This window comes from Shinella kummerowiae (genome assembly GCF_009827055.1).
Taxonomy (GTDB): domain Bacteria; phylum Pseudomonadota; class Alphaproteobacteria; order Rhizobiales; family Rhizobiaceae; genus Shinella; species Shinella kummerowiae.
In genome coordinates this window covers 428,621-454,738 of the sequence record NZ_WUMK01000003.1, presented here as the reverse complement: position 1 = coordinate 454,738, position 26,118 = coordinate 428,621, and the positions used below count along the sequence as shown (strand labels likewise).

Here is a 26,118-nt window from a genome sequence, read left to right as displayed (position 1 = left end):
CCGGATGCTTTTGGCTGAAACGCCGCTCGGCGCCGAAAGATCAGATCAGCAGGAAGTCCGAGGTGGAAAGTGACGTCACCTTGTCGAGGGTCGCCACCAGAACGGCATCGCTTTCGTTGGCCGTGCCGTCGGCGTCGTACCAGAGGCGGCCGTTGTCCTTCTCGAAGAAGAACTGCGCTGCCGTCCCTGTCGCCTTCAGGTCGTTGCCGGAATAGAGCACCAGCTTGGTGAAGCCGAAGACATAGTCGTCGATGACAAGCTTGTCCTCCCCGCGCGTGAAGTCGGTGATCCGATCACCTGAACCGACCGCCTCGTCGGAGGCATAGATGAAGTGGTCCGCACCCGCGCCGCCTGTCAGGAGATCGCCATGGCCGCCACCTTCCAGTCTGTCATTGCCGGCCCGTCCGTCGAGCCTGTCGTCGCCCAGGCCGCCCTTGAGCACATTGCCCGCGGCGCTGCCGAGGATCGTGTCGTCTTTGTAGCTACCGGTGACATTCTCGATGCTCACCAGAGTCAGGCCGGATGCGACACCGCCGTTCCTGGCATTGTTCTCAAGGTCGACAATCACCGACTGGTCTGAAACGATGTTGAAGTTCAGCGTATCCGCACCGGAACCCCCATGAAAATAGTCCGCGCCGACTTCATCAAGATAGCGCGTGAAAACATCATTGCCCGTATCCCCATAGAGCTTGTCATTGCCTCTTCCATCAACAAGGAAGTCGTCCGCAGCACCGCCCCTCAGGGTGTCGTTCCCGGCGGCGCCATCGAGATAGTCGACATCAGCACCACCGGTAACCGTATCGTTGCCAGAACCGCCGAGAAAATCGATGGCTTCCATGCCCGTGAACGAGGTGTTCGCGTTCACCTTGACGAGGCTGTTGCTGAATACGAACGAAACGCCAAAGGTCTCCTCGGAGAAATCGACCACGACGCGGTCCGCGCCGGAGCCACCCGAAGCGTAGTCACTGACATTCATGGTGATGAGATCGTCGCCGCCTTCGCCGTACAACTTGTCAGCATGGGTATCCTTGATGCCCCCGCTTCCCCAGATCGTGTCATCGCCGTCACCACCGAGGATCGTGTCTGCGCCGTACCAGCCGGTCAGCTTGTCGTCACCGCCGAGGCCCTTGAGCGTGTCGTTGCCGGCCATGCCGTTGAGGTCGTCGGCGAGGTTGCCGGCGGTCAGCGTATCGTTGCCCTGGCCTGCGATGATATGAACCCGCTCGAAGTTTCTCGCCGTGACGTCTCCATTGACGAGGGTCGCGTTGGCGGACAGCGTGAACGACAGGTTCTTGGTGCTGTCGTAGCGGCTGATCCAGAGCGTATCGATGCCGGAGCCGCCATCAGCGACGAAGCGCCCGGCCGTCGATCCGCTGGCATTGTTGATGGTGACGACATCGTTACCCGCTCCGCCGACAATGGCCGTCGCCGCCGTGCCGGTCCATGTGTCGGCCGAGATGTAGTCATCGCCGTTGCCGCCGTCGAGTTTGTTCGTACCGCCACCGCTGTCGATGATCCGGTCGTTGCCGTCGCCGCCTTTCACCGTATCGTTGCCGCTGGTGCTATAGAACTGATCGTTCCCTTTGCCGCCGGTCATGGTGTTGTTGCCGCTGCCGGCGTCGAAGTCGACATGCAGCGCGGTCCCGGCGGAAAGCACGTCGTTTCCGCTGCCGGTTTCGATGGTGAAGCTTTCGCCGTCCGTGATCACGGTGCCGTCCGACAGTGTTCCCGTGGCGCCCGAAACGCTGAAGGTCAGGTTGGTCGTCAGGTCAGCGCGACCGACCCAGACGGAATCGTAGCCTTTCCCTGCCTTGATCGTGTCCTTGCCGCCGCTGCCGACAATCAGCAGATCATCGCCATCACCGCCATCCAGGATATCGACGCCCAGACCGCCATTCAGGTGGTCGTTGCCACCGAGACCGATGAGCGTGTCGTTGCCCGACATGCCGGAAAGCGTGTCGTTGCCGCTCCATCCCGTGAACCGGTCGGCGCCTTCCGAGCCACTGATGTCATAGGCCTCGAAATTGATGATCGTGGTACCGTTGGACAGGGTCTGCTTTGTCGTGGACGTCTTGGCCGTGAACGTTCCCGAGACGCCGCTCAGCGACAGCGTGTCCGTGCCGGCGCCGCCATCCAGGACGTCCATGCCGTCACCCGCCCAGCTTTCCATGCTGTGCGCGATCCGATCATTGCCCTCGCCGCCGCGGACCGTATCATTATCGCCGCCGCCGCGCAGATAGTCGTCGCCGTCGCCGCCGTCGATCACATCCCGCCCACTCCCGCCCTCGATCGTATCACCACCGGATTCTCCGTTGATCGTGTCGTTGCCGTCGTGGCCATACATGTAGTCGCCGCCAGCCCCGCCGAACAGCGTGTCGTTGCCATCGTCGGCGGACAACCAGTCGACGCCGTAGCCACCGCTCATGTAGTCGTTCCCGGCGCCGCCCAAGAGGGAATCGTTGCCATTGCCGCCGTAAAGTTTGTCGTTGCCGTTTCCACCCTCAAGCCAGTCCTTGCCAATCCCGCCATTCAGGGTGTCGTTGCCGCCGCCGCCTACGAACCAGTCGTTCCAACGCCCGCCGGTGAAGGTGTCGTCATAGGCACCGCCGTTCAGCCGGAAGCTTTCCACGCCGGCGATGGTGGCGCCGAAACGAACGCCGGTGAGAGCCGGGTCGAAGGCGACGAAGGAAACCGCACTGGTGGAAGCGCTGAGATCGACTTCGAGTTCGTCAAAACCGAGGCCGCCATCGATCCGGTCGCCGGACAGTTCGGCAACGCTCATGGCGCGGATCATGTCGTCACCGGTACCGGCACTGATCGTATCGGCGCCGAGGCCGCCGGTGATCGTATCCACACCGGAACCGCCACTGAGAACGTTCTTGCCCGCGTCGCCATAGAGCGTCTGGTTGCCGACACCGGGGATGGTGTAACCGGCGGCCTCCACGCCAAGCGCGCGTGTTACCTGCAACGGCGTAATCAACTTCGATGTATTGCTCATGGTTTCCTCGCAAATGGGGTTTCCACGCCGTCGGGCGTGTGCCGATTGCTAGTCGGCGTGGAAGCCGCGAGGTGTTCCCTCGGTAACAGGTGGAGGCAGAGGAGCAGAATGGAGGCGCCCTGAGCGCGCGCGCATGGAAGGCAAGCCGCAGACCCATCCGGGAATCGGCGAGCCTGTGCAGCAAAAAGGCCGTCAGCGAATGACTATCACCGGCCCGAGCCGGGTCACTTTGACGCCGAGGGCCTGTTTGATGAAGGCGAGGGCGGCGTCGGTATCGGCAACCGTGATGGTGCCGCTCACCCGCCGGCGCGCGAGCGCATTTCCGGCAACGATGATCCGGCCGGAAAAGTGGCGCCCCATTTCCTCGACGATATAAGAGAGGGGGGCGTTTTCTACTGCGATCTGTCCGCGCTGCCAGGCGAGCGCCACAAGACTGTCGACGGGCTTGACCGATGTCCTGCCGCTTTCCGGCTCGTAGGTCGCCTGTTCGCCCTGGGTAACGCGCAGGGAGGACGGATTCGCGTCGTTCAACTCGACCAGGACCGTGTTCTCGGTAACTGTCACATCCGTGTCCGACGCGCCGAAACGCACGTCAAAGGCTGTGCCGAGCGCTGTGACGCGCGTCGTACCTGCCTCCACCGTGAAGGGCCGTTTCGGCGCATGCGCCACCTGGAAGAAGGCCTGGCCGCGCAGGAGGCGGATGTTCCTCTGCTTCCCGTCAAAATCGACGGCGATTGCCGAGGACGCGTTCAACTGTACGGTGGAGCCATCTTCTAGGGTGAGAATCGGCATTTCGTCAGCGCCGGCGATGGCGTCGGCCTGCAACCGCATCGGGCCGTCGAATAGCAGAAAGGCGGTGGCCGCGCAGGCGAAGAGCAGAACGGAGCCTGTGATCGGTTTGGCAGAGCTTTGAGGCTTCACCCGGATGTTGACGAGGGCCGGATCGGACTGGATGGCCGTGCGCGCATCGCCCATCAGCCGCTCGGCGGCGCTGTAGGTGCGACAGTTCTCCGGATCGCTCAGCCAATCCGCGAAACGCGCTTTTTCCTGTTCGGATTGCCCCGGATCGCCATTGCGCAGAAGCCAGTCTGCCGCTTCCCTGTTTCGTTTTCGCTGCTCATGCGTGGCTCGGTTGCCCGACATTGGCTTCTCCAGGAGCATCCAGTCCTGATCCATAGACGATTGGCATCGTCAATTCAGGACTCTTACCTGATCTAAAGAAGCCGGTCGAGGCAGTGCGCAAGCGCGCGCCGAAGATGACGGTCGACCATGTTGCGGGATATATTGAGTTTTTCCGCGATTGCGTCGGGCGAGAGATGGTGTAGCCGATGCAGGATGAACACTACGCGGCGGCGCTCGGGCAACTCGGTGATCGCCGTGCGCAGGATGGCCACGCGCGCCTCGATCTCAAGCCCGCGATCGGGCGCCGGCCCGGCGCTTGCAATCGTCATGGCTTCCTGCTCGGTGCCGGAAAACAGCCGCGCTTCCATGTTTTCGCGCCGCAGCCGGTCTATGCCCAGATTGATGGCGGAGCGGCAAAGGAAGGCCTTGATCGAGCGCTTGTTGCGAAGAATATCGGGTTGGGCCGCCAGCTTGACGTAGAGGTCGTGCACGACGTCCCTTGCGGTGGAACGCGGATGCCCCCGACGCCTGACCGCCGAGGTGATATCGGCATAATGGGCCTCCATCGCCCGGTTCAGCAGGTCGTTGCTATCAAGGCCATCCCAGGTGAGCGGGGAGGAGGAGCTCGACATCAGCACATGGTTCCCGATTCCAATTCAGGGGCCGCCAGCGTCGCTTACGTCCCAGCGCGAAGGAGCCCCAATGCTATGCCCCACGCGTGATCTCCACGCGGGCGGCAACGTCAGAATGGCTACCCAATCTGCAAAATGCCTGCAAGCGCAATAGGTTAGAATGTTTCGAAGTTTCGGTCAGCCGGGACATTAAATCAAGACTAAAAAACTCATCTTATGTCTGATTTTGTTGCCCGAATCCTCCCGGGTGTCGCGCGGCTGGAAAATCCCGGCCTTTGTCGAGCGGACAAGAAAAGGCAGGCGTGTTGCATTTTCGCTACACGCCTGCCAGCCGACCTGCAACTACAGCGGAATACACAGGGGCGTATCGGCAACCGGATCGCGGATAATGACCGACCGTACACCAAACACGCTGGCGATGGCCTCCGCCGAAATCACATCCTCCGGTCGGCCGGCGGCGGTGATCCTGCCGTTGTTTAATATGACGATATGTTCGGCATAACGCGCCGCCTGATTGATATCATGCAGCACCGCGACAACGGTCTTGCCGTGGTCGCGCACCAGAACTGTGATCAGGTTCATCAGCTCGATCTGGTGGGCGAGGTCGAGATAAGTCGTCGGCTCGTCGAGCAGCAGAACCTCGCCGCGCTGCGCCAGTGTCATGGCAATCCACGCGCGCTGCCGCTGGCCACCGGAAAGACTGTCGAGCGGCGTGTCGGCGAGCGTTGTGGTGCCGGTCAGCATCAGCGCCTCGTCGCACGCCGCCTGATCCTCATCCGACCAGCGCGCAAACAGCGAGCGATGCGGGTAACGGCCCTGGCGCACGAGATCGCGCACCGTCAGCCCCTCGGGCGCCACCGGTCCCTGAAGCAGAACCCCGACGCGCTTGGCCAAGTCCTTCGTGGAAAGCGTATCGATGCTCCTGCCGTCGAGCAGGATGGTTCCGCTGGCCGGCGACATGAGACCGGCGAAGGTGCGCAGGATGGTCGATTTGCCGCTGCCGTTCGGCCCAATGAGCGCGGTGAACCGGCGTTCCGGCACGACGAGGTCGAGGTCTTCGACGATACGGTGCTCGCCATAGGCGATGGACACCCGCTGTCCGGCAAGTTTTCCCAATGTGTGTCTGTCATCCGCGGACATGGCGGCGCCCCCATAGAAGATAGGCGAAGAAGGGTGCGCCGATCAGGCCGGTGACGATCCCGGCCGGAAGCTGGGTCGGCGCAATGATCACGCGGCCGACGAGATCGGCCGCTGCGACAAGGCTTGCCCCGATCAGCGCGGCGACCGGAAAGATCCTTGCGTGGGACGGGCCGACCAGGCGGCTGGCGATATGCGGTGCGACGAGACCGACGAAACCGATCAGGCCCGCTGCCGCAACCGCGGCGCCGGATATCAGCGTGCACAGCACGATCATCAGCGCGCGGACGAGATCCACGGGCTGGCCGAGGCTTCGCGCCGAATTGTCGCCGAAACGGATGAGGTCTAGTTCACGCGCCGACATCCAGGCAAGCACCAATGGCAGGATCAGCCAGAAAAACAGTAGGCGCACCTTCACGATGTTGGCGTCATAGACGCTTCCGGCAAGCCAGATCATCGCCCGTTGCACATCGCCGATCTCGCCGAAGGCCGAGAGGAAGGTCGTGGCCGCGCTGGCAAGCGAACTGAGGCCGATGCCGATCAGGATGATGCGCATGGAGGACGTGCCGCCGCGCCACGACAATAGGTAAACGGCCACGGCCATCGCAGCGGCGCCGAAAAAACCGGCGGCGGGCAGCAGGAGAACCGGCGGCTCCTGAACAAGCACGATCATCGCCATGACCGCTGCGGCCGCGCCGCTGTTGATGCCGAGTACGCCCGGCTCGGCGAGCGGATTGCGCATGATGGCGAGCGTGATCGTGCCGGCCGTCGCCAGCGCCGCGCCAACGAGGAGGGCGAGCAGAACACGCGGCAGGCGGAGATCGAAGACGATCATGCTGTTCTGCGGGCTCGCCTCCGGCGACCCTATGATCGTTTCGAAAAGCGCGTGCCAGGACAAGGATATGTCCCCGAATGCCAGGCTGGCGGTAACCACACCGGCGAGGAGGGCCGCAAGAAGAACAAGCAGGCGTATCATGTCGCGCCCCCCGCCCGGTTCCGTGCCAGCCAGAGGAAGAAGGGGGCGCCGACGAGGGCGATCGTCACGCCGACGGGAAAACTCTGACTGGCGAAGATCATGCGCCCGGCCGTATCGGCTGCAACCACGAGCAAGGCGCCGCCGATTGCGCTGAAGGGCAGGACCCAGCGGTAGTCGACACCGATTGTCAGCCGCGCGATATGCGGAACGACAAGCCCGACGAAGCCGATCGGGCCTGCAAGGGAGACGGCACTGCCGGCCAAGAGGATGATGATAGCGACGGAAATGGCCCGCCAGACCATCGGGTTCTGTCCGAGCGACCGCGCCGCGTCGGCGCCGAGGCTCAGCGTCACGAGGTGCCGGCCGAGGAGCAGTGCAGCGGCGAGCCCGACCAGGATGTAAGGCGCCACGGCCGCCGCCTGCGCCATGGTGCGGCCGGATACGGATCCCGCGGTCCAGAGGCGAACGGCATCCAGCGTGCTCTGGTCGAAGATCAGCACGGAACTGGTCAGCGCGGTCAGGAAGGTCGCGACGATCGCACCGGCGAGAACGAGCCCGATGGTCGATTGTCCCGCCAGCCCGAAGGAGCCGAGCGTGTAGACCAGCAGGGCCGCGCCACCGGCACCTGCAAAGGCGAACCACATATAGACGTCACCCGTGCCCGCGCCGAACAGGGTCATGACCGATACGACGGCGAAGGAGGCACCTGCGTTGATGCCGAGCAGACCCGGCGAGGCGAGTGGATTGTTGGTCACCGCCTGCATGATCGCGCCGGAGACCGCAAGCGCACTGCCGGCAAGCAGCGCGGCCAGCACGCGGGGCAGGCGGATCGTCATCACCAGAAGATGCTCGCGCGACCCGTCAAAGCCGACGATAGCCTGCCATACCGATCGAAGCGGGATATGCACCGTGCCGAGCGTGACTGCCCACATCGAGACCGTGACGAGCAGACAGCAAACGAGGAGCAAGGCGAAAAACCTGCTCCCGTCGCTCATGGCCGAACGGCCTGGAAGCCGCGCTGTCGCGTTGCCGTTGCTGCGGCTCATCGATCCGCCAGGATGTAGCGCTCGATATCGTCCAGAATCCGGTTGGCGGAGGCGATGCCGTGGAAGCTTTGCCAGGCCACCCGATCGACGCGGTGGGCGCGCTTGTTCTGCACGGCGGGCAGGAGCTGCCAGAGCGGGTTTTCGATGACTTCCTTCTCGAGCGCGTCATCCGGTCCGCTCTCGAAGCCGCTGGCGGAAACGTAGAGGAGAACGTCGCCGTCGAGATTGGCAAGCTCTTCCCAGTCCGGCCGCTTGACGATCGTGCCGTCCGTCACGGTCTCGTAGGCCGTGCGCTTCACGCCGGCCTCGTGCAGGACCGCGAAGGGCGCATAGGCGGCAGGACCATCGACGAAGACGACGAACCGGCCGGGTGCGAAGCGCACGGTCGAGACGGTCACGTCCTTGTCCTTCATCCGATCACGGATCGCGGCGACGCGCGTCTCGTAGGCAGCGAGCGCCTCGTTGGCCGTGCCTTCGGTGCCGGTGACGACAGACAGTTGCCGGAGGTATTTCTTCCAGTCCATGTGGTTGAAGAAGACGGTCGGTGCGATCTTCGATGCCTGTTCGTAGATCGGCGCATGCCCTTCCGCACTGCCGATGATGAGATCCGGCTTCAGCGCCGCGACCCGCTCCAGGCTCGGCTCCTTCGGGTTGCCGAGATCGACCATCTTCTGAGCGTTGACCACCTCGAGTATCCCGGCGTCCTGGATCGCCATATAGGGCGTGGCGACGACCGGCGCCTTAAGTTCGATCAGCAGGCCGAGCGTGATGAGCGGATCGAGCGTGACGATGCGCTTCACCTCCTTAGGCACACAGAACGGCGCATTGTAGACGCCCTCCGTTATCTCCTTCCCCGGGCAGGCGGCCTGCGCGATCGAGAGGGGGAAGAGGAGGAAGAGCAGGGCGAGACAGAGGCGCAAGACGGATACCATTTCAGATGGATGAACAGAAAGTGGCTTGCGGGGCGTGGGCCCCGCAAGCTGTGCTTTTTAGAACTTGGTGCGGACATTCAGGCCAAAAGACCGGCGCTTGCCGGCTTGACCAAATGGCAGGGAATAATCTGAATCAACCACTGTGAAATACTTCTCATCGGTGAGATTCTCCACGAAAGCCGTGACTTCCCAGTTGTCCTTTTTGAAGCCCGTCTGGGCGTTCACGAGGAAACGGGAGTCGATCTTGTACATGCCCTTCGTACCAAAACGGGAATTGTAGTCGGTGGTGTATTTGGCGTCGGCGCCAACAAAAACGCCGTTTTCAAACTCATACCGGCCACCGAAGCCGAACGTCCATTCCGGTGCTTCAGGGAAGGATTCTCCAGAAAAATCGAGTGCGTCTTCGCCTTCGCCAAAATCGAAAGATAGGAATTTTGTGTTCAGATATCCGATGGAGGCGAATGCCGAGAACTGGTCGTTGACTTGATAGGTCGGCTCGATTTCAAATCCCCACGCGCGTGAGGACGCGGCGTTTTGAATGATGCGATAACCCGGAATGGTTGAGTTGGGGCGGATTTCGATCTGCTGGTCTTCATACTTAGTGTAGAAGAGATTGGCGTTGAGGGTCAGCCGGTCATCCAGAAGATGTCCTTTGTAGGACAACTCGTAGCTCTGAGAATATTCAGGGTCATACGTTACGAGTGCAAGCTCTGGATCTGTACGGTTGACATAAGATCCACCCGAGCGGAAACCTTGCGTATAGCTCAAGCCGACAGTGTGATTGTCGCCAAATTCTTTGGCAAGGCCGATCTTCGGAACAAAGTTCAACTCGCTGAGGGACGAAGTTTTTCCGACAAGAACGGGGTCCGGGTTGATTCCGCCGAAGTAATTTTTCTGAAGATCTTTGTCCTTCAGATAATCCAGGCGGCCGCCGAGCGTTGCGAACCAGGTTGGGGCAAATTCATAGGTCGCCTCCCCAAATATAGCGAAGTTAGATGTTTCCCGCTCCTGGGAGTCACTCTGCTGATACGTATCGAATATTGCGATATCGGTCGCGCCGTCCCAAGTCTCATAGCTGCCATAGACGCCTGCAACCCACTTCCACCGATCTGCCTCGTAATTCAGGCGAAATTCCTGGGTGAAGATCGAATTGTCATCTTCACCTGTGATGCCGTTCACTCCGAGGAGATTGCCCGGGACGCCAATCGTGCCTTCATCGATGGAGCGCCGATTGTTGATGCCGTAGTGGAAGCCGGTTTGCGACGTGAGGCGAAGGGCATCCGAGAAGTCGTGCGTGATTTCGAGCCCAAAGTTGTGAGCTTCGGTCCAGCGATATTCTGTATAGGTGACAGGGTTGTTGTTGAAATCGCCCCGCCCACTTTTTAGGCCAACCAGTGCGTCGTTCGGCCGATCTTTCGAATAAGAGTAGGTCACAAGTGCACGGGTATCCGGCATTTCCGACGGCGTGATGAGCAGCTTGGCGCGGATTGTTCCGCTGATATCTGTCGTAAGGTCATCGAAATTGTCGTAGTGTTTGAAGTCGGAGTAGCGTGGCTCCGCGTGAGACCGCTCGAACGCACCCGAAATACGCAGCGCAATTTGATCCTCGACAAGCGGCGTGTTCACCATGAAGGCGCCGCCCACTAGGTCGTTGCTGCCGACGGTGCTCGACAATTCGGCTTCCTTGTCGAAGGTCGGGTCCTTCGATTTGATGTACACCGCCCCCGTCATGGCCGCACGACCGGAGAGTGTTGACTGCGGGCCGCGATAGACCTCGACCTGTTCGACATCCCAAAGGTTTCGGGCACCGAAACGTGCATTGTAGCGGGTCTGGAGAATGCCATCCACATAGAGCGAGCCGGCCGGCCCACCGGAAGGAACGAGGCCTTCGGAGCTCATGCCGCGGATCACGAAGCCGGAATTGACCGTCGCACTGTCCATCACGTTCGCAAGACGGCGGTAGGCGTCCTGTGTATATCTTATCTGGCTGTCTTCAAGCGCCTTTGCATCGACGATGCCGACGCTCGCGGTCGTGTTGTTCAGCGTCGTCGCGTTGCGCGCGCCGTAGATCCTGATTTCCTCCAGAAGGGTTGCGCCCTCTTCCGTCTGCCCGGTGGTGGCACCCGTTGCTGCCGGGTCGATGCTGAGCGTCACCTGGTTGCTGCCGGCAAAGCGGGCGTCCACGCCCGTGCCGGCAAGCACGGTGTTCAGCGCCTGCTCAGGCGTCAGGTTGCCGCGCGTGCCGGATGTGGTCTTGCCCTCGGCGAGGGAGGCGTCATAAAGAATCTGAAGCCCGGTCTGGGCGGCAAGGCTGTTCAGCGCCGGGGTCAGGGGACCTGCCGGCACCGTGATCGACCGCTCTGCCGATTGCGTCTGCGCCTGTGCGATAGCCGCCGTTACCGGACTGAACACAAAAGCGGCCGTACCGGCCAGCAGCGCCGCCCGCAGGCCCGCCCTGACGGAAACATTCTTCTTCATCAAAACCCCCAAATCGTGCGGCGTTCAAGGCGCCGCAGTCCACCACTCGAAACGGATCACACACCGCTCATAGGGTCTGACGATTGGAGGTCTCGCTTTGGGACTCCGGCCTAAAGAAAAATTTAACGTTTTCGAAAGTCAGGTTTCCTGCGGCACGACGACGGTTCCGGCGTGCAGCCATAGCGCCTCCAGCCGCGCCGGCAGGACGTCGAATGTGTTCCGGTCGATCATATGCCGGCCCTCGAGCCTGTGCATCTCGACCTTACCGTCAACGAACTCGGACCAGGCGCAGGCGGCCTCCCATCCGATGAAATCATCGCCATCGGCGACGAAGACATGGGCCGGGCAGGCGAGCCTTCCACGCTCAAGGCTGTGCTCATAGGTTTCGCAGAGACGAAAATCGTTGCGCAAGACCGGTTCGAACAGCGCCATGGCTTCGGCATTGTTCAGGATCTCATCGTGAATGCCGCCGAGATCCACCAGGGCCTGGCGAAAATCCTGTGAATTCATCGTGTGAAACGGCTCTCGATCCAGCACCATGCGATCGGGCGCGTTGCAGCCGAGGGCAAAGAACGTGTCCGGCGCGCGCAAGCCCCAGCGCACCCAGCGACGGCCGAGCTCATAGCCCAGCAACGCGCCCATCGAATAGCCGAACACCGCATAGCGCCCCGCAATCTGCGGCTCCAGCTCTTCCGCCAGCCGGTCGGCCAAGGCATCCAGGCTGGCGGGAAGCGGATCGTTGAAGCGCGCCTCGCGGCCGGGGAGCGATACCGGATGAACCCGCATCGCGCCGGCGGCGGAGAGGGTCCAGGGCCGGAACAGGCTCGGGCCGACGCCTGCCGGCGGAAGGCACAGAAGGGTTGGGCGCGACTGCTGTAGCGTCATATCTCGATCTCGATATGGCCCTGTGCTGCAGCGGCTGGCGACTTCAGTGTATCGATATAGGCCGCAAGGTCGGCCAGAACCGGCCGCTCGAAAAGGCTCCGCACCGGGACATTGACGGACAGCTCACCCCGCAGCCGGCTGATGACACGCGCGGCCAGCAGCGAATGTCCGCCGAGCTCGAAAAAATTCGCCTGCGCATCAAGCGGGCCGCATCGGAGAACTTCGGCCCAGGTTCTGGCCAGGAGTTGCTCCGTGGGCGTAGCGGCATGCGGCGTGCCTGCGCGAGGAAGGCGCGCGGCGGTGGTCGGCAACGGCCCGGTGCTCGACGCAAGACCGGGAGCATCACAGGCCGGGGCCATGCGTTCCAGGATTTGACCGACCGGCTCGGAAGGGGACGCCACCATGTCGGCGAGCACGTCCGCAAACACCTGCACCATCATCGCGATTACGGAAGGTTCGACCGTGTCCCGGCTATAGCCGACAAGCAGGGTCAGGCTTTCCGCTTGGGGTGTAGCCCACAGGGTGAGTGGAAAATGCGTCCGTTCGTCGAAATCGATGCCTTCCGTCTTCAGGGATGTGTCCCTGTCGCCGTTTGCCTCCCCACCGAAATTCTCCACGACGAGGAGCGTGTCGAACAGGGATACACCGCGTCCCTGGATTTCCGGCAGAGGGACATAATCGTGGTCCATCGTGCGCGCCTGTTGGCTTTGCAGATCGTTCAACCATGCTTGCACGGGCTGCTCAGGATCGATGACGACACGAACCGGCAGGGTGTTGATGAACAGGCCGATCATCGATGTCGAACCTGCAAGTGTGGCCGGCCGGCCCGAGGTCGTTGCGCCGAAGATCACGTCCTGACGCCCCGTCTGGCGGGCGATGAGCAGGCCGAGCGCTGCTTGCAGCAGCGTGTTGAGCGTATGGCCCGACGTGGCGCAAAATGCCTTCAGCGCTTGGTGGAGCGCTGGCGGGCAGGTCCATCGATAACGCTCAAAACGCGTCGTGCTATCGCTGTTCAGAAGCCGCGTCGGGCCGGCAGAACCCTGTAGATAGTCGTGCCAGAAGCGGATGGATGCCTCACGGTCGCGGCCCTTGAGCCAGCCTATATAGTCGCCGTAGGGGCGCGCCGCCGGCAGGACGGAAGCTGTGCCGCCGGTTTCGCGGCGATAGAGGGAGAGCACCTCGTCGAGCAACTGCCGGATCGACCAGCCGTCGAGAATGATATGGTGATAGCAGACCAGCTGGATGAAACGTTCGGGGCCTGTGCGGATCCATTGAACCCGAAGCAGCGGCGGGCGGCGGAGATCGAAAGGTGTCGCCCGGTTTGACGCGAAGAGGTCATCGAGCCTGGTTCGCTGCCCCGCCTCGTCGGTGTCGCTCCAATCGAGCGCCGAAAAGGCGATCGGGATGTGCTTGAAGACCACCTGGAACGGTTGGTCGCGCTCCTCCCAATGGAAGCTGCTGCGCAGGATCGGGTGGCGGTCCATAGCGCTTTGCCAGGCGGCCTTCAGGGCTATGTCATCGACAGGGCCCGATATGCGCATCGCCGTCTGCGGCATGTAGAGGCCGTCCTGCGGGGCCGATACGGTGTGGAACAGGATGCCCTCCTGCATCGGAGACAGCGGATAGATGTCGGCGATGTTGTTTCTTTGCCCGCTGGAAGGGCTTGCGGCTTGCTGCATGGGATGCCTCAAAGATTGCGAAGAATGGCTTCCAGGTCGTCCTGACCGAAATCCATGTGCGGGAAGTCGGCCGGCGTGTAGCCGCTGTCCGTTGTGCTCAGGCAGACGTCGATGAACGCGGCGAGATGTTGCCGGAAGCCATCGGAAAGGCTTTCGATCGTCCGGCGGTCATACTGCCTTGCGGAGTAGGCCCAGCGGACTCTTAGCTTCCGGCCCGTGACGATGCCGCTCACGTCGATAAGAACGCCGCGTGCATTGCTTGCTCCGCGCGCATCCCCGGCCGCTTCTGCAGCGCGGGTAAAGGCTGCATCGCCGGAGAACAGCTGATCCGTCTGGCCGAGATAGTTGAAGCGGATCTGGGCGACGTCCTCCAACCGCGGCAGCGACTTGTGGTGAAGGTATTTGAGCACGCCATAGCCGATGCCGTCATTCGGCACGCGTCGCAGGCTTTCCTTCACCGCAAGAAGCGTCGCGCGGGCATCCGCCTGCGGATCGGCTTCAAGCAGCACGGGATAGAGCCCGGTGAACCAGCCGACCGTCCGGGTGAGATCGACGGTTTCGAAAAGATCCGGCCGGCCATGGCTTTCGAGAACGATGCGGAGGCGGTCGTGTTCGGTCCATTGCCGGACGGCGGCGAAGAGCGCCGCCAGCATGAGTTCGTCCGCCTTGACCGGAAAATGCGCCGGGACCTCCTGGAGCAGGCGGTTCGTCATTTCGGGGTCGATCAGAAGTTCGACAAGCTCCGTGTCGCCGGCAAGGTTGCTGCCCTCGGCGCGGTCGACTGGAATGGGGGCGCTGTCCCCGCTGCTGACGCTTGTCCAGTAATCGAATTCGGCGTCGAGATTGTCCGTATCGGCAAGCTTGCGCACCCAGTCGCCGAAGGCACTTGAGCGCAGGCGCACCGGAGGCTCATCGGCCGATCCGGACGACGCGAGGCGATGGCCCAGATCATCGAGAAGAATGCGCCAGGATACACCGTCGATCACGAGATGATGCGCGGCGATGGCAAGCCGCTGCTCTCCCTCGGCAAGGTTGATAAGAACCGCACCCCAGACGGGGCCATGGCCGAGATCGAAGCTGCGTTGCAGCGCGTTCGTTTCCGTGGACAGGACCTCCGCGAATTCCTCCGCGCTGCAGGATACGGTGCGAAGGCGCGGGGCAGGTTCTATGCCGGCAACGATCTGCTTCCAGCCGCCACGCCCCTGTTCAAACCGGCTGCGCAGGGCATCATGCGCCGCATGCAGCGCGTCCATTGCCCCTTGCACGGTCTCAGCCCCCAGCCTGCGGCTCGGGCGAAGCAGCAGCGCCTGGTTCCAATGGTTCGGCTCGGCATAGTCCTGCTCGAAGAACCAGTGCTGTGCCGGGCCGAGGGGGACCTCTCCTGTAAAGGGCCCACGCTCAGACGCATCGTTGACAAGATTGGAAACCGAAGCAGCCAGGGCGGAGAGCGTGGCGTACTGGAACAGGTGGCGCGGCGAGATCGCGATGCCTTGCTGGCGCGCCAGCGCAACGACCTGGATGGCGAGGATCGAATCGCCGCCGAGCGCGAAGAAGTTGTCGTTCCGGCCGATCGTCGCGCGCCCAAGCAGCTTTGCCCAAAGCGCGGCAAGGCGTTGCTCGAAACCTGCGCGCGGTGCATCGTCTTCCACGCCTGCTTCAGTCTCGACGGACGGATCCGGCAGGGCCTTGCGATCCAGCTTGCCGTTCGGCAGGCGCGGAAGCTTGTCGAGTTGCGCGAAAAGCGTTGGCACGAGGTGGCGTGGCAACTGGTCGGCGAGATAGGAGGAGAGGCCGGTCTTGGCGATGGGGGCCGCCGTTTCCACCCATGCGGCAAGCCGGGTGTAGCCCGACGCGTCGCGCCAGGCGTCCACTGCTGCGCCCGTGACACCCGGATAGCGCATCAGCACGGCCTCGACCTCGCCTGGCTCGATGCGGAAGCCGCTGATCTTCATCTGGCGGTCGCAGCGGCCGAGATAGTCGATATTGCCGTCCGTCAGCCGGCGAACCCGGTCGCCGGTGCGGTAAAGCACGCGTGCAGCACCGGTCTCGCTGAACGGATTGGGCAGGAAACGTTCCGCGGTGAGATCAGGGCGATCGTGGTAGCCGCGGGCAATGCCCTGGCCTGAAAGGTAGAGCTCGCCCGGCATGCCGATGGGAACCTCCTGCATTGCTGCGTCGAGCACATGGGCCTGCGTGTTCGTGATGGGCTTGCCGATATGGATGGGGTCGCCGGATGCGAGAAGGCGGTAGCCCGTCGAATAGGTGGTGTCCTCGGAAGGGCCGTAGAGATTGTAGAGCCCGTCGACCGTGCCGCTGTCGAGGATCGCGGCGGCGAGGCTTGGCGGCAGCGGCTCGCCGGCAAGGCACACCGTCCGTGCATTGCAGGGGAGCGGGCCGAAACGCATCAGTTCGGTCATCGGGGTCGGGACGGTATTGATGAGCGTGACCTCATCGGCGAAGGGGGCGTCGGGGAGGTCGAAGAGATCCTCCACGATGAAGATGCGGCCACCCGAGGCAAGGGTGACGAAAATCTCGAAGATCGAGAGGTCGAAGCACACGGAGGTAGAGGCCAGCATGCCGGCGAGTTGGTCCGATGTGAAGGTTTCGAGCGCCCAGTGCGTGAAGGCGACGGCATTGCGATGTTCGATCGCCACACCCTTCGGCGTACCGGTCGAACCCGACGTGTAGATGAGATAGGCGAGGTCGCGGCCATCGACGCCACCCGCCGGGATCTGCGAGGCTTCAGGCTCTGCGGCATCGGGCTCCGCCAACGCATTGCCCCATACTGTCGTGGGGTCGAGCATCGGCAATCCGCTGAAATGCTCGCGTTCTTCTCGTGTCAGCAAAAGGGCCAGTTTTGCATCGCGGGCGATGAAGGCGATGCGGTCGACCGGATATTTGGGATCAAGCGGAACGTAGGTCGCGCCTGCCTTGAGCACGGCCAGCATGGCGGCAACGAGGTCGATATCGCGATTCATGCAGATACCGACACACGCACCACGCCCGATGCCGAGCGACATCAGGTGCCGCGCCAGGGTGTTGGCACGGCGGTCGAGGGCCGCGTAGGACAGGCTGCGCGCGCGGTCCGTAAGTGCAATCGCATCAGGTGTCCGCGCCGCGCTGCGCTCGAAGAAGCCATGCAGGCTGTTCGGCTCCGCTGCGTAGGTCCTTGCCGTATCGTTCCACTGCGCGATCTGTTGTCGCTGCCTTTCGGGAAGGAACGAAATTTGCGCCTGTGGCGTGTCTGGTGTGGCGATGAGCGATTCGACAAGCTCTTGAAAGGCCTCGGCCATGTTGCCGATCGTATCCGGTCGGAAGAGATCCGTCCTGTATATGAATGCGCAGGCCAGCCGCCCGTCACGCTGTCGCACATCGAGCGTGAGATCCACCTTCGAGGTGTCCTGCCGTAGAGGCATCGGGTGGCTCGCCAGACCATCGAGGCCGACGGTCGTCGGCTCCGTGCCCTGCCAGGTAAACATCGCCTGGAAAACCGGATTGTGGCTCCAGTTGCGCGGCACCGCCAGCGCATCGACCACGGATTCGAACGGTGCATCCTGATGCCGGAAGCCGTCCAGCAGCACGTCCCTGACCTTGTCGACCTGGCCAGAGAAGCAGGTGGAAGGGTCGTGATCGAGTGTCAGGGCAAGCGTGTTCACGAACAGGCCGATGACCTGCTCCAGTGCCGGATCGGGCCGCTGGGAGATCGGCGTGCCGATGACGACCTCGCTCGTGCCGGCATAACGGGCCAGCAGCGTCGTGAAAGCCGATAGAACCACGATGAATGGCGTCGCATCATGATCAATGGCAAGCCCGGCCAGGCGGGTCGTCAAATCCGCGTTCAGCTCGAAACGAAGGCTGTGCCCGCTGAAATCCTGTTGCGCGCCGCGCGGAAAATCGGTCGGCAGTTCCAGGAGCGGCGGGGCGTTTTCGAGCTTGCTGCGCCAATATTCGATATGTTCGTCGAGCGGCTGTTGGCGCTGCCAGGCCGCGAAGTCGCCGTAACGCAAGGGCAGCGGCGGCAGGTTCGGCGTGTCATCGTCGCGCGCCAGCGCATTGTAGAAGCCGGCCACGTCGCGCATCACCAGTTGCACGGATTGCGCATCGGAAACGATGTGGTGGATGACGATCAGCACGACATGCTGCTGTGCGCCAAGGGAAAATACCCTGGCCCGGAACAGCGGCCCGTTCGCAAGGTCGAAAGGACGGGCGCATTCCGCCGCAATATCCTCTGCCAGCCGGTCTTCGTTCGTCTCGTGCGAAGCGAAATCCAGTTCCGCCTGCGGGTGAACCTCGATCGTCGGCTGTCCGTTTTCCGAGACGATCCGGGTGCGCAGGGCATCGTGCCGTGCGACGAGGTGTTCGAAGGCTGCGCGCAGGTGGGTCTGGTTCAGGGGGCCGCTGAAGCGGATGGCGGCGGGCACGTTGTAGAACGGGCTGTCGGGTTCCAGCTGCGAAAGCGTCCAGAGGCGCTGCTGGGCGAAGGAGAGGGGGACCGGTGATCCCTCTGGCAGAGCCGTTACGCCGTGGTGGGGCGCGTCAGATGCACCGAGGGCTTCGGCGATTGCGGCCGCAAAATCCTTGAGGCGCGGGAATTCGAACAGCGTGCGCAGCACGTCCTTGGTCGAAAGCGCGGAGGAAAGACGGGCGATCATGCGCATCGCCAGAAGCGAATGCCCGCCGAGCTTGAAGAAATTGTCGGTGATGCCGACTTCCTCGATTTGCAGGACCTCGGCCCAGACATCGGCAATCCGCCGTTCGAGGTCATTGGTCGGCGCCACTTTGCCTGCGACCGAGACATCGGTCAGTGCGGGAAGTGCGGCCCGATCGACCTTGCCGTTCGGCTGTTGCGGCAGGCGCGGAACGAAACACCAGAGGGTCGGCACCATATGGGCGGGCAGGACCTGCGCGACCGCCCGTCTGAGGGCGGTCTCATCTGAGGCGGCGCCTTCCCGAAGTTCGATGAACGCCGCAAGCTGCTTGTCGGCACCACCGGTCACGGCGACCACGGCCTTGGCGATATCGGGATGTTTTTCGAGGTGATGCTCGATTTCACCCGTTTCGATGCGAAGGCCGCGAATCTTTACTTGATGATCGAGGCGTCCGCGGAATTCCAGCATGCCATCGGCGCTCCGGCTGATGCGGTCGCCGGTCCGGTAGAGGCGCGAACCAGGAGTGTCGGAGAACGGATCGGGCAGGAAACGTTCGGCCGTCTGGTCGGGCCGCCCGAAATAGCCGCGCGCCAGGCCGGTGCCGGCCAGATAGAGCTCGCCGGAAAGACCCGGCGGGCGGATGCGTCCCGCTCGGTCGAGGATGTAGGCCTTCGTGTTGGGAAGCGGTACGCCGATCGGCACGACGCCACCGGAATAACCGGCCCCATGCAGCGGCACTTCCGTCGAGAACACGGTGTCTTCCGACGGGCCGTAGAGATTGTGGATGTGCAGGTCGGGATAGTCGGCCCGCAGTTTCTCGACAAGGGAGGCGGGGAGCGGTTCCCCGCAGAACGTTGCCGTGCGCACGCTGTCGGGCAGGCGATGTTCCTGCAGCAACTCCTGCAACAGGCTCGGAACGGTGTTGATGAAGGTGACGTCCACCTTGCCGGCAAGGCTGGGGAGCGTGAGGAAATGATCCGTGACGACTAACGCCCCGCCTATAACGAGTGGCGCATAGAGCTCAAAGACGGACAGGTCGAAGCTGATCGACGTCGGGACGAGCGTATAGGCCAGTTCCGCGCGGGTGAACCGCTCCCGCGCCCAATGCATGAAGGCGACGACAGACCGATGCTCGATGGCGACCCCCTTCGGCCGTCCGGTCGAGCCGGAGGTGTAGATTACATAGGCAAGATCGTTGGGCGAGGGACGCGTCCGTGTTTCAAGCCGCGCGTCCGGCAGGGTATTGACGTCGAGCAACTGGAGCGTATCGCTGGACACAAAGGCCGGGCGGTGATCCGATAGCAGGATGCCGACCCCGGCATCGGCCGCGATGAAGGCGAGGCGATCCGCCGGATAATCCGCATCGAGCGGCACATAGGCGCCGCCAGCCTGGAGAATGCCGTGCAGGCCGGCGATCATGGAGGGCGAGCGGCGCATGCAGATGCCGACGCGGTCGCCGGGCCTGACGCCGGCGTTGACGAGGGCCGCGGCGATGCGGGACGACTGCGCTTCCAGCTCGCGATAGGACCAATCCGTTTCGCCGTCAGTCACGGCAGGTGCATCCGGTGTTTCGTCCGTCTGGGCGGCGATGAGGTCGTAGAGGCACTGCGTCGTCGGGAAATCCCGCTCCGGCCCGGAGCCGGCCGCGATCGCGGCGATCGTTTCCTCGGGCGACAACAGCGCGAGCGTGGAAAGCCGCCGCTGCGGATCGTCGGTCAGCGTCGCCAGCAGCGTTTCGAAACGCCGAACCATGTCGGCGATGGTGCGCTCGTCGAAGATCTGGCGCGAATATTCCACCTTGCCCTTGATGTCCGGCTGGTCGTCTTCAAGATTGAAGCGAAGGTCGTATTTCGTCGCGACTTCCCGCAGAGGGTAGGGCTCGATGGAAACGCCGTGCAGACCCGGCGTCGGCGCGACATTGTGCTGGATATCGAACTTGACCTGGAACAGCGGGTTCAGTTCGGCAAGCGACCTGTCCGGGTTCAGCGCTTCGACAAGCCGCTCGAACGGGACGTCCTGATGGGCGAGGCCGCGGCGAACGTTGCCGTTGACCGCCTGAAGCAGGGCTTCGAATGTCGGGTCGCCGGAAAGGTCGTTGCGCAAAACCAGCGTGTTGACGAGCGGACCCATCATCGTCTGGGTTTCCGGGCGGTCGCGGTTTGCCACTTCGCTGCCGACGACGATGTCGTCGCTGTCGCCGTAGAGGTGCAGCAGGATGTTGAAGGCGGTGAGCAGCAGCGTGAAGAGGCTGACGTTCTGCTGGACCGCAAGCCTGCGCAGGCGCAGCGCGAGATCTCGATCGAACAGGACGGGGTGATGGGCGCCGCTGAAGCTCGCCGTCGTGCTGCGCGGCCGGTCGAGGGGAAGCTCGAGAACGGGGAGGTCGCCGGACAGCCTGTCTGTCCAGTAGGCGAGCTGGTCGCGCAGAACCGGGCCTTCCAAAAGCTCACGCTGCCACAGCGTCCAGTCGGCAAACTGCACCGGCAGCACCACCAGATCAGCCGTTTTCCCCGTCACTTCCGCTTCGTAGAGCTTTGACAGGTCGCGCGCAAAAACACCCATGGACCATCGGTCGCTGATGATGTGATGCATGCCGAGGGCCAGCACATACGCGCCCTCGCCGACCTGCAGCAACACGGCACGAACCGGCGGCCGGGTGAGGTCGTATGGCGTTCCGACCAGAGCGTCGACCTGTTTTCTCGCAGAAGCGTCCGGATCGGCCTCGCTGCGATAGTCATGATAGGCGAGGCCGTACGCAACGGTGGGTTCCACGATCTGTCGCGGCTGGCCGTCTGCGGCAAGGGTGAAGCGCGTGCGCAACGGCTCGTGGCGGGCGACGAGCACGGCGAAGGCGCGCGCGAGCGCTGCCTGGTCGACCGCGCCATCGAGGCGCAGGGCGAGGTTCATGTTGTAGGCAACGGTATCCGGCTCGAGCTGCTGCATGAACCAGAGACGCTGCTGGGCGAAGGAGAGCGGCAAGGCGGTATCGCCATCGCTGCGCCGCGGGATGGCGGTGCTTGTCGGAACGACGATCCCTTGCGCCTGCAACTTCTTTTCGAGCAGTTGGCGCCGTTCGGGAGAGAGCGCCGCGAGCTTCTGAAAGATCTCGTTCATCGCATGTCGCTCCCGGCCAGCAAGCGGTTGACGTCGTCATCGGAGAGGTTCCCGACCTCGTCGAGAAGGTCGGCCATGGCGTCGAGGTCCGTTTTCTCCGCCATGCGGGCCGATATGGTTTCGCCAATCGCCGCCGCCGTTGGATTGTCGAAGAGCAGCTCGCGCATGGCGACATCGACCGGGAAGGCGTCGCGCAGTTTCGCCACGGCGCGGATTGCCAGCAGCGAGTGTCCGCCGAGCTCGTAGAAGCCGTCGTTCACGCCGATGGGTTCGATGCCGAGAATCTCTTCGAAAATCCCGGTAATCGTTGCCTCGACCGGATTGCGCGGCGCGGCAAATGCAACTGAGATGTCCGGCCGCCTGCGCCCGCCATCGTGGGTGGCAGCACTTCCATCCTCGGTCGGCGTCGCGCCGACCGGCGGGATCGGGCCGCCTGAAATTATCGTCTGGCCGGCATAGCCGCCGTCGATGACGTGTCTCGTCAGCTCCCAGGCATCGGCGGGCGATACGGCGAACGGATTGGCCCGGCCGGTCGCCTGCACGGCAGTTCCCGGCACGTCCTCGATCAGCGGATAGCCGATGGCAAACCACGGCGTCGTGCCCGACCGGTTCTCGCGCGCAACGGTAAGGTCGGCGGCGTGATGCGTGGCCGCGTAGGCGGCAAGGCCGAGGCCGCCGATCATCGTGGAAAGCGACGATTGAATGCAGCAGAAGCCAACCTTCCGGCCGGCAATGGCCGCCGCAAGGGCAAGAACAGGCGCGAGCGTCGCGTTGGAATTATGCGTCCAGAGTTCATCACGCATGTCCGCAATGAGCGCGGCGGACCTGCTGTTCGACTGGGACACGCTCAGGAAAACACCGTCAATCCTGCCCCATTCGGCGGAAACGGCATCGAGCGCATGCCCAAGGGCAATCGCGTCCGTGCCGTCGACATCGTATTCGCGGCATTGGATGCGCTCGGGCGACAACCCCTTACCCGAATGCAGAAGCGCGAGCCGGACGCCCGGCAGATCGGAGAGCCCCGCGACCCATGTCTTCCCGACGCCCTCCGCGATGTTCCCGATGACGACATAGACACCGTTTTGGCGCAAGGCCGGGCCTGCCGCCGGCCCGGTTTCATCGAACCGTTCCGTCTCGGGAAGCCAGCGATGCACGCCGCGCAATGTGACCTGTGCGCCTTCGCCAAACAGTTCCTCGCGAAGGCGCTTGGCCAGCAGGCTTGGTTTTGCCGTCTGCGCTGCATCAACATCGATGTGGCGGCAGGAGAGGTGGGGGTATTCCTGGCCGACCACCTGCAAGGTTCCGCCGGTCAGGGCCTGTGCGACGTCGAGATCTTCCATGCCCGTCGCATCGATCCCGCCCTGCGTGATCACGGTCAGGCCGATGGTCCGGCCGCTCTTTGCAAGCGTTTGGACCAGCAGCAGCAAGGCGCGGGCGCGAGCATCGGGCGGGGAGGCTTCGTTGCCTGCAAGCAGCGGCCAGACGAACAGGACGTGGTCGAGTTCCGCGCCGCGTTCATCGAGTGCCGAGAGAAGGCTGTCATAGTCTTCGGTAGCCTGCGGCCGCAGGCTGAAGCAGCGATAGTCCGGTTCATCGAAACGCTCTCCCGCAATGACGCGGTAGGGTTCGGCGCCGGCGCGCTCCAGTTCGGCTGCCAGCGCCGTCCCGATCCGACCATCGTCGAACACCAGGAAACGGCCTTTCGCCTTTGCGACCGGGACGGCCCGCTGTGGCGTGCGGTGCCACACCGTGCGATAGAGCCCAGGCCCGGCAACTCCCGCCGCTTCCGGCGCTCGCCCCTGTCCCTTGGTGTCCGGCTCGACCCAGTAACGCTCGCCCTGAAACGGATAGGCAGGCAGCGCCACGCGCCGCCGCCCGGCGGAAGCGGGCATGTCCAGCTTGCCGTTGAGCTGCCAGTAGCGCCCGATGGCTGCAAGCGCCTGGTCCGCCTCGCTGGTCCTGTCGCCATCACCGAGCGTTGCGACGATACGCGCACCGTCTCCCGCCGTTTCGGCCGTCAAGGTACCAAGCGTCCTGCCGGGGCCGACTTCGATGAAGAGTGGTACCGGCAGCGACAAAAGGGTTTTTGTGCCATCCTCGAAGCGCACCGGCTGAAGGAGATGTTGCACCCAGTAATCCGGGTCGACGGCCTGCGCATCCGTCATCCACGTGCCCGTCACGTTCGAAATGAGCGGGATTCGGGGACGCTCGAAACGGGCGCCGGCAAGGACCGCGCGGAACTGCGCGGCGGCATTCTGCATCATCGGCGAATGGAACGCGTGCGAGGTTTTCAGAAGGCGGCTGGCAATGCCGTCCTCCTTGAGGCGTTTCTGCAACCCGGCAATGGCTTCTGTCGTTCCGGACACGACGCTGAGGCCGGGCGCATTGGCGGCCGCCAGCGCGATGTCCGCCGAAAGCCATGGCGTAATCGACCGGTCCGGGTGGATGACGGCCAGCATGGCCCCCGGCGCCGCATTCTGCATGAGTCGGCCGCGCTCGACGACGAGCGAAAGCGCCGTTTCCAGATCGAAGACGCCAGCAAGGCAGGCAGCGACATACTCGCCGATGCTGTGGCCATGCAGGGCGCGTGGCGTGACGCCGAACGACATCCAAGTACGGGCCAGCGCATATTCGAGTGCAAACAGTGCCGGCTGTGCGAGATCGGTGCGGTGAATGTCATCCCCGCCGGCAAACAGCCAGGCCCGGATATCACGCACCATGAGACGATCGAGATGAACGGCGCAATCGTCGAAATGGGCACGAAAGGCGGGCAGGTCCGCATAAAGCGACTTGCCCATGGCCGGATACTGGCTGCCCTGTCCCGAAAACAGGAAGACGGCCTCCGGCGGCGCACCCGCAGTCGTCGTGCCGAAGTCGGCAAGGTCCCGCAGGCGCTCGGCGGCCGTCTTGGCATCTCGCGCGACGACCCATTGGCGATGGCTGAAATCACGACGACCTGTGCGCAGCGTGAAGGCGATGTCGGCGAGCGACGGGGCGGCAGATACCTCCAGCCGGGCCGCGAGATCCGCAGCACTCTTCGAAAGCGCCTTTGCATTGCGCGCGGAAAGAACGAGCAATTGCGGGCTTTCATCTGCGGTTGAGACGGGCCGGACCGGCGGCTCTTCCAACACCACATGGGCGTTCGTTCCGCCAATGCCGAAGGAACTGACGCCGGCGCGGCGAACGCCCTTGTCACGGCTCCAGTCGCTCAGGCGCGCATTGACGAAGAACGGGCTGGCCTCGAAATCGATCTGCGGATTGGGTGCTGCATAATGAAGGCTCGGCGGGATCCGCCCGCGCTTCAGGGCCAGAACCGCCTTGATGAAGCCGGAAATGCCGGCGGCCGTGTCCAGATGGCCTATATTGCTCTTGACCGAACCGAGCGCGCAGAAACCACGACGGTCCGTGTCCCGGCGGAAAGCCTGCGTCAGGGCGGCCACTTCAATCGGGTCGCCAAGCGCCGTGCCGGTGCCGTGCGCCTCGATATAGCCGATGCTGTCGGCCCGAACCCCGGCCACCGACTGGGCGTCGGCGATCACCGCGGCCTGGCTGTCGACCTGGGGGGCGGTGAAGCTCGCCTTCAGGGCGCCGTCATTGTTGATGGCCGAACCGAGCACGACGGCATCGATCGTATCGCCATCGGCGATGGCATCCTCAAGCCGCTTCAGCACCACGATCCCGACGCCGCTGCCGGGCACCGTGCCGGTCGAACTTGCGTCAAACGCCCGGCAATGCCCATCGCCGGAAAGGATGCCGCCTTCGCGGGCGCGATAGCCGGACGATTGCGCGAGCGCGATGCCGCCGGCAAGCGCCATGTCGCATTCGCCGGCAAGCAGGCTCTGCACGGCCATGTGCACGGCGACCAGCGACGACGAGCAGGCGGTCTGCACGGTGACGGCTGGGCCACGCAAATTCAGCTTGAAGGCGGTGCGCGTCGCCAGGAAATCCTTGTCGTTGGAGACGAACAGCTCATAGGGGCTAACGGTGCTGCGGATGCGGGCATTGTCGTGCAGGTTCAGCAGATAGGTGTTGATGCCCGCGGCGGCATAGATGCCAATGGCGCCCTTGTGGCGATCGCCGACATAGCCTGCCGTTTCAAGCGCATGCCATGCGCATTCGAGAAAGACGCGCTGCTGCGGGTCGAGGATTTCCGCCTCGGCCGGGCTGAAGCCGAAAAATTCCGCATCGAAGCGGTCGGCGCCCTCCAGCGGGCCTGCGGCCAGCACGAAATCCGGCCGGTCGATCTGCTCTGCGGGAACGCCCCGTGCCAGCAATTCATCCCGCGTCCAGCGCTGAATGGTTTCCTGGCCTTCGACAAGATTCTGCCAGAACCGCTCGACATCCGGCGCGCCGGGAAAGCGGCCGGCCATGCCGATGACGGCGATGTGGTGCCCCTTGTCACCGGCCGAAAAAGCTGCGGACATATCATGCATGGGCGAAGTCCCTTGAATGGCTGAGGCAAACGCCTCG

12 protein-coding genes are annotated in these 26,118 nt (G+C 63.4%); all 12 read right to left on the bottom strand.

From position 1 onward, the window contains the following. Positions 1-40: 40 nt before the first annotated feature. The 12 genes from GR138_RS09805 to GR138_RS09750 all read right to left on the bottom strand — a co-directional run bounded on the left by GR138_RS09805 (position 41) and on the right by GR138_RS09750 (position 26,081). Positions 41-2,998, bottom strand: coding sequence for a M10 family metallopeptidase C-terminal domain-containing protein (locus GR138_RS09805; RefSeq protein WP_160858833.1), 2,958 nt, complete (start codon positions 2,996-2,998; stop codon positions 41-43). Between the two features lie 192 nt (positions 2,999-3,190). Further along, positions 3,191-4,141: a FecR family protein gene (locus GR138_RS09800; protein WP_160858831.1), complete on the bottom strand. Its 951-nt coding sequence runs from the start codon at positions 4,139-4,141 to the stop codon at positions 3,191-3,193. Between the two features lie 71 nt (positions 4,142-4,212). Continuing rightward, positions 4,213-4,752, bottom strand: coding sequence for an RNA polymerase sigma factor (locus GR138_RS09795; protein WP_160858829.1), 540 nt, complete (start codon positions 4,750-4,752; stop codon positions 4,213-4,215). Between the two features lie 342 nt (positions 4,753-5,094). Further along, positions 5,095-5,892 (bottom strand): ABC transporter ATP-binding protein, encoded by a 798-nt coding sequence (locus tag GR138_RS09790; protein ID WP_160858827.1) that lies wholly within the window; start codon positions 5,890-5,892, stop codon positions 5,095-5,097. After that, complete coding sequence (locus tag GR138_RS09785) at positions 5,879-6,865, bottom strand: FecCD family ABC transporter permease (RefSeq protein WP_160858825.1); 987 nt, start codon at positions 6,863-6,865, stop codon at positions 5,879-5,881. Before GR138_RS09785 ends, GR138_RS09790 begins: the two co-directional genes overlap by 14 nt. Continuing rightward, positions 6,862-7,860 carry a FecCD family ABC transporter permease gene (locus tag GR138_RS09780; protein ID WP_420853634.1) on the bottom strand — a complete coding sequence of 333 codons (999 nt, stop codon included), beginning with the start codon at positions 7,858-7,860 and terminating at the stop codon, positions 6,862-6,864. The genes GR138_RS09785 and GR138_RS09780 overlap by 4 nt, the downstream gene beginning before the upstream one ends. Before the next feature lie 47 nt (positions 7,861-7,907). Then, positions 7,908-8,831: an iron-siderophore ABC transporter substrate-binding protein gene (locus tag GR138_RS09775; protein ID WP_246200344.1), complete on the bottom strand. Its 924-nt coding sequence runs from the start codon at positions 8,829-8,831 to the stop codon at positions 7,908-7,910. A 69-nt stretch (positions 8,832-8,900) separates the two neighbouring features. Continuing rightward, complete coding sequence (locus GR138_RS09770; RefSeq protein WP_160858819.1) at positions 8,901-11,321, bottom strand: TonB-dependent receptor; 2,421 nt, start codon at positions 11,319-11,321, stop codon at positions 8,901-8,903. A 138-nt stretch (positions 11,322-11,459) separates the two neighbouring features. Beyond that, a complete protein-coding gene (locus GR138_RS09765; RefSeq protein WP_160858817.1) occupies positions 11,460-12,206 on the bottom strand; it encodes a thioesterase II family protein in 747 nt (248 codons plus the stop codon). Next, entirely contained in the window at positions 12,203-13,885 is a 1,683-nt protein-coding gene (locus GR138_RS09760; RefSeq protein WP_160858815.1) for a condensation domain-containing protein, read from the bottom strand. Before GR138_RS09760 ends, GR138_RS09765 begins: the two co-directional genes overlap by 4 nt. Before the next feature lie 8 nt (positions 13,886-13,893). Beyond that, positions 13,894-21,648 carry a non-ribosomal peptide synthetase gene (locus GR138_RS09755; RefSeq protein WP_160858813.1) on the bottom strand — a complete coding sequence of 2,585 codons (7,755 nt, stop codon included), beginning with the start codon at positions 21,646-21,648 and terminating at the stop codon, positions 13,894-13,896. Next, positions 21,645-26,081, bottom strand: coding sequence for a type I polyketide synthase (locus tag GR138_RS09750; protein ID WP_160858811.1), 4,437 nt, complete (start codon positions 26,079-26,081; stop codon positions 21,645-21,647). Before GR138_RS09750 ends, GR138_RS09755 begins: the two co-directional genes overlap by 4 nt. Positions 26,082-26,118: the final 37 nt, after the last annotated feature.

Coding starts and splice junctions, on each gene's coding strand:
- GR138_RS09805 (WP_160858833.1), bottom strand. CDS start 2,998: ATGAGCAATACATCGAAGTTGATTACGCCGTTGCAGGTAACACGCGCG.
- GR138_RS09800 (WP_160858831.1), bottom strand. CDS start 4,141: ATGTCGGGCAACCGAGCCACGCATGAGCAGCGAAAACGAAACAGGGAA.
- GR138_RS09795 (WP_160858829.1), bottom strand. CDS start 4,752: ATGTCGAGCTCCTCCTCCCCGCTCACCTGGGATGGCCTTGATAGCAAC.
- GR138_RS09790 (WP_160858827.1), bottom strand. CDS start 5,892: ATGTCCGCGGATGACAGACACACATTGGGAAAACTTGCCGGACAGCGG.
- GR138_RS09785 (WP_160858825.1), bottom strand. CDS start 6,865: ATGATACGCCTGCTTGTTCTTCTTGCGGCCCTCCTCGCCGGTGTGGTT.
- GR138_RS09780 (WP_420853634.1), bottom strand. CDS start 7,860: ATGAGCGACGGGAGCAGGTTTTTCGCCTTGCTCCTCGTTTGCTGTCTG.
- GR138_RS09770 (WP_160858819.1), bottom strand. CDS start 11,321: ATGAAGAAGAATGTTTCCGTCAGGGCGGGCCTGCGGGCGGCGCTGCTG.
- GR138_RS09765 (WP_160858817.1), bottom strand. CDS start 12,206: ATGACGCTACAGCAGTCGCGCCCAACCCTTCTGTGCCTTCCGCCGGCA.
- GR138_RS09760 (WP_160858815.1), bottom strand. CDS start 13,885: ATGCAGCAAGCCGCAAGCCCTTCCAGCGGGCAAAGAAACAACATCGCC.
- GR138_RS09755 (WP_160858813.1), bottom strand. CDS start 21,648: ATGAACGAGATCTTTCAGAAGCTCGCGGCGCTCTCTCCCGAACGGCGC.
- GR138_RS09750 (WP_160858811.1), bottom strand. CDS start 26,081: ATGCATGATATGTCCGCAGCTTTTTCGGCCGGTGACAAGGGGCACCAC.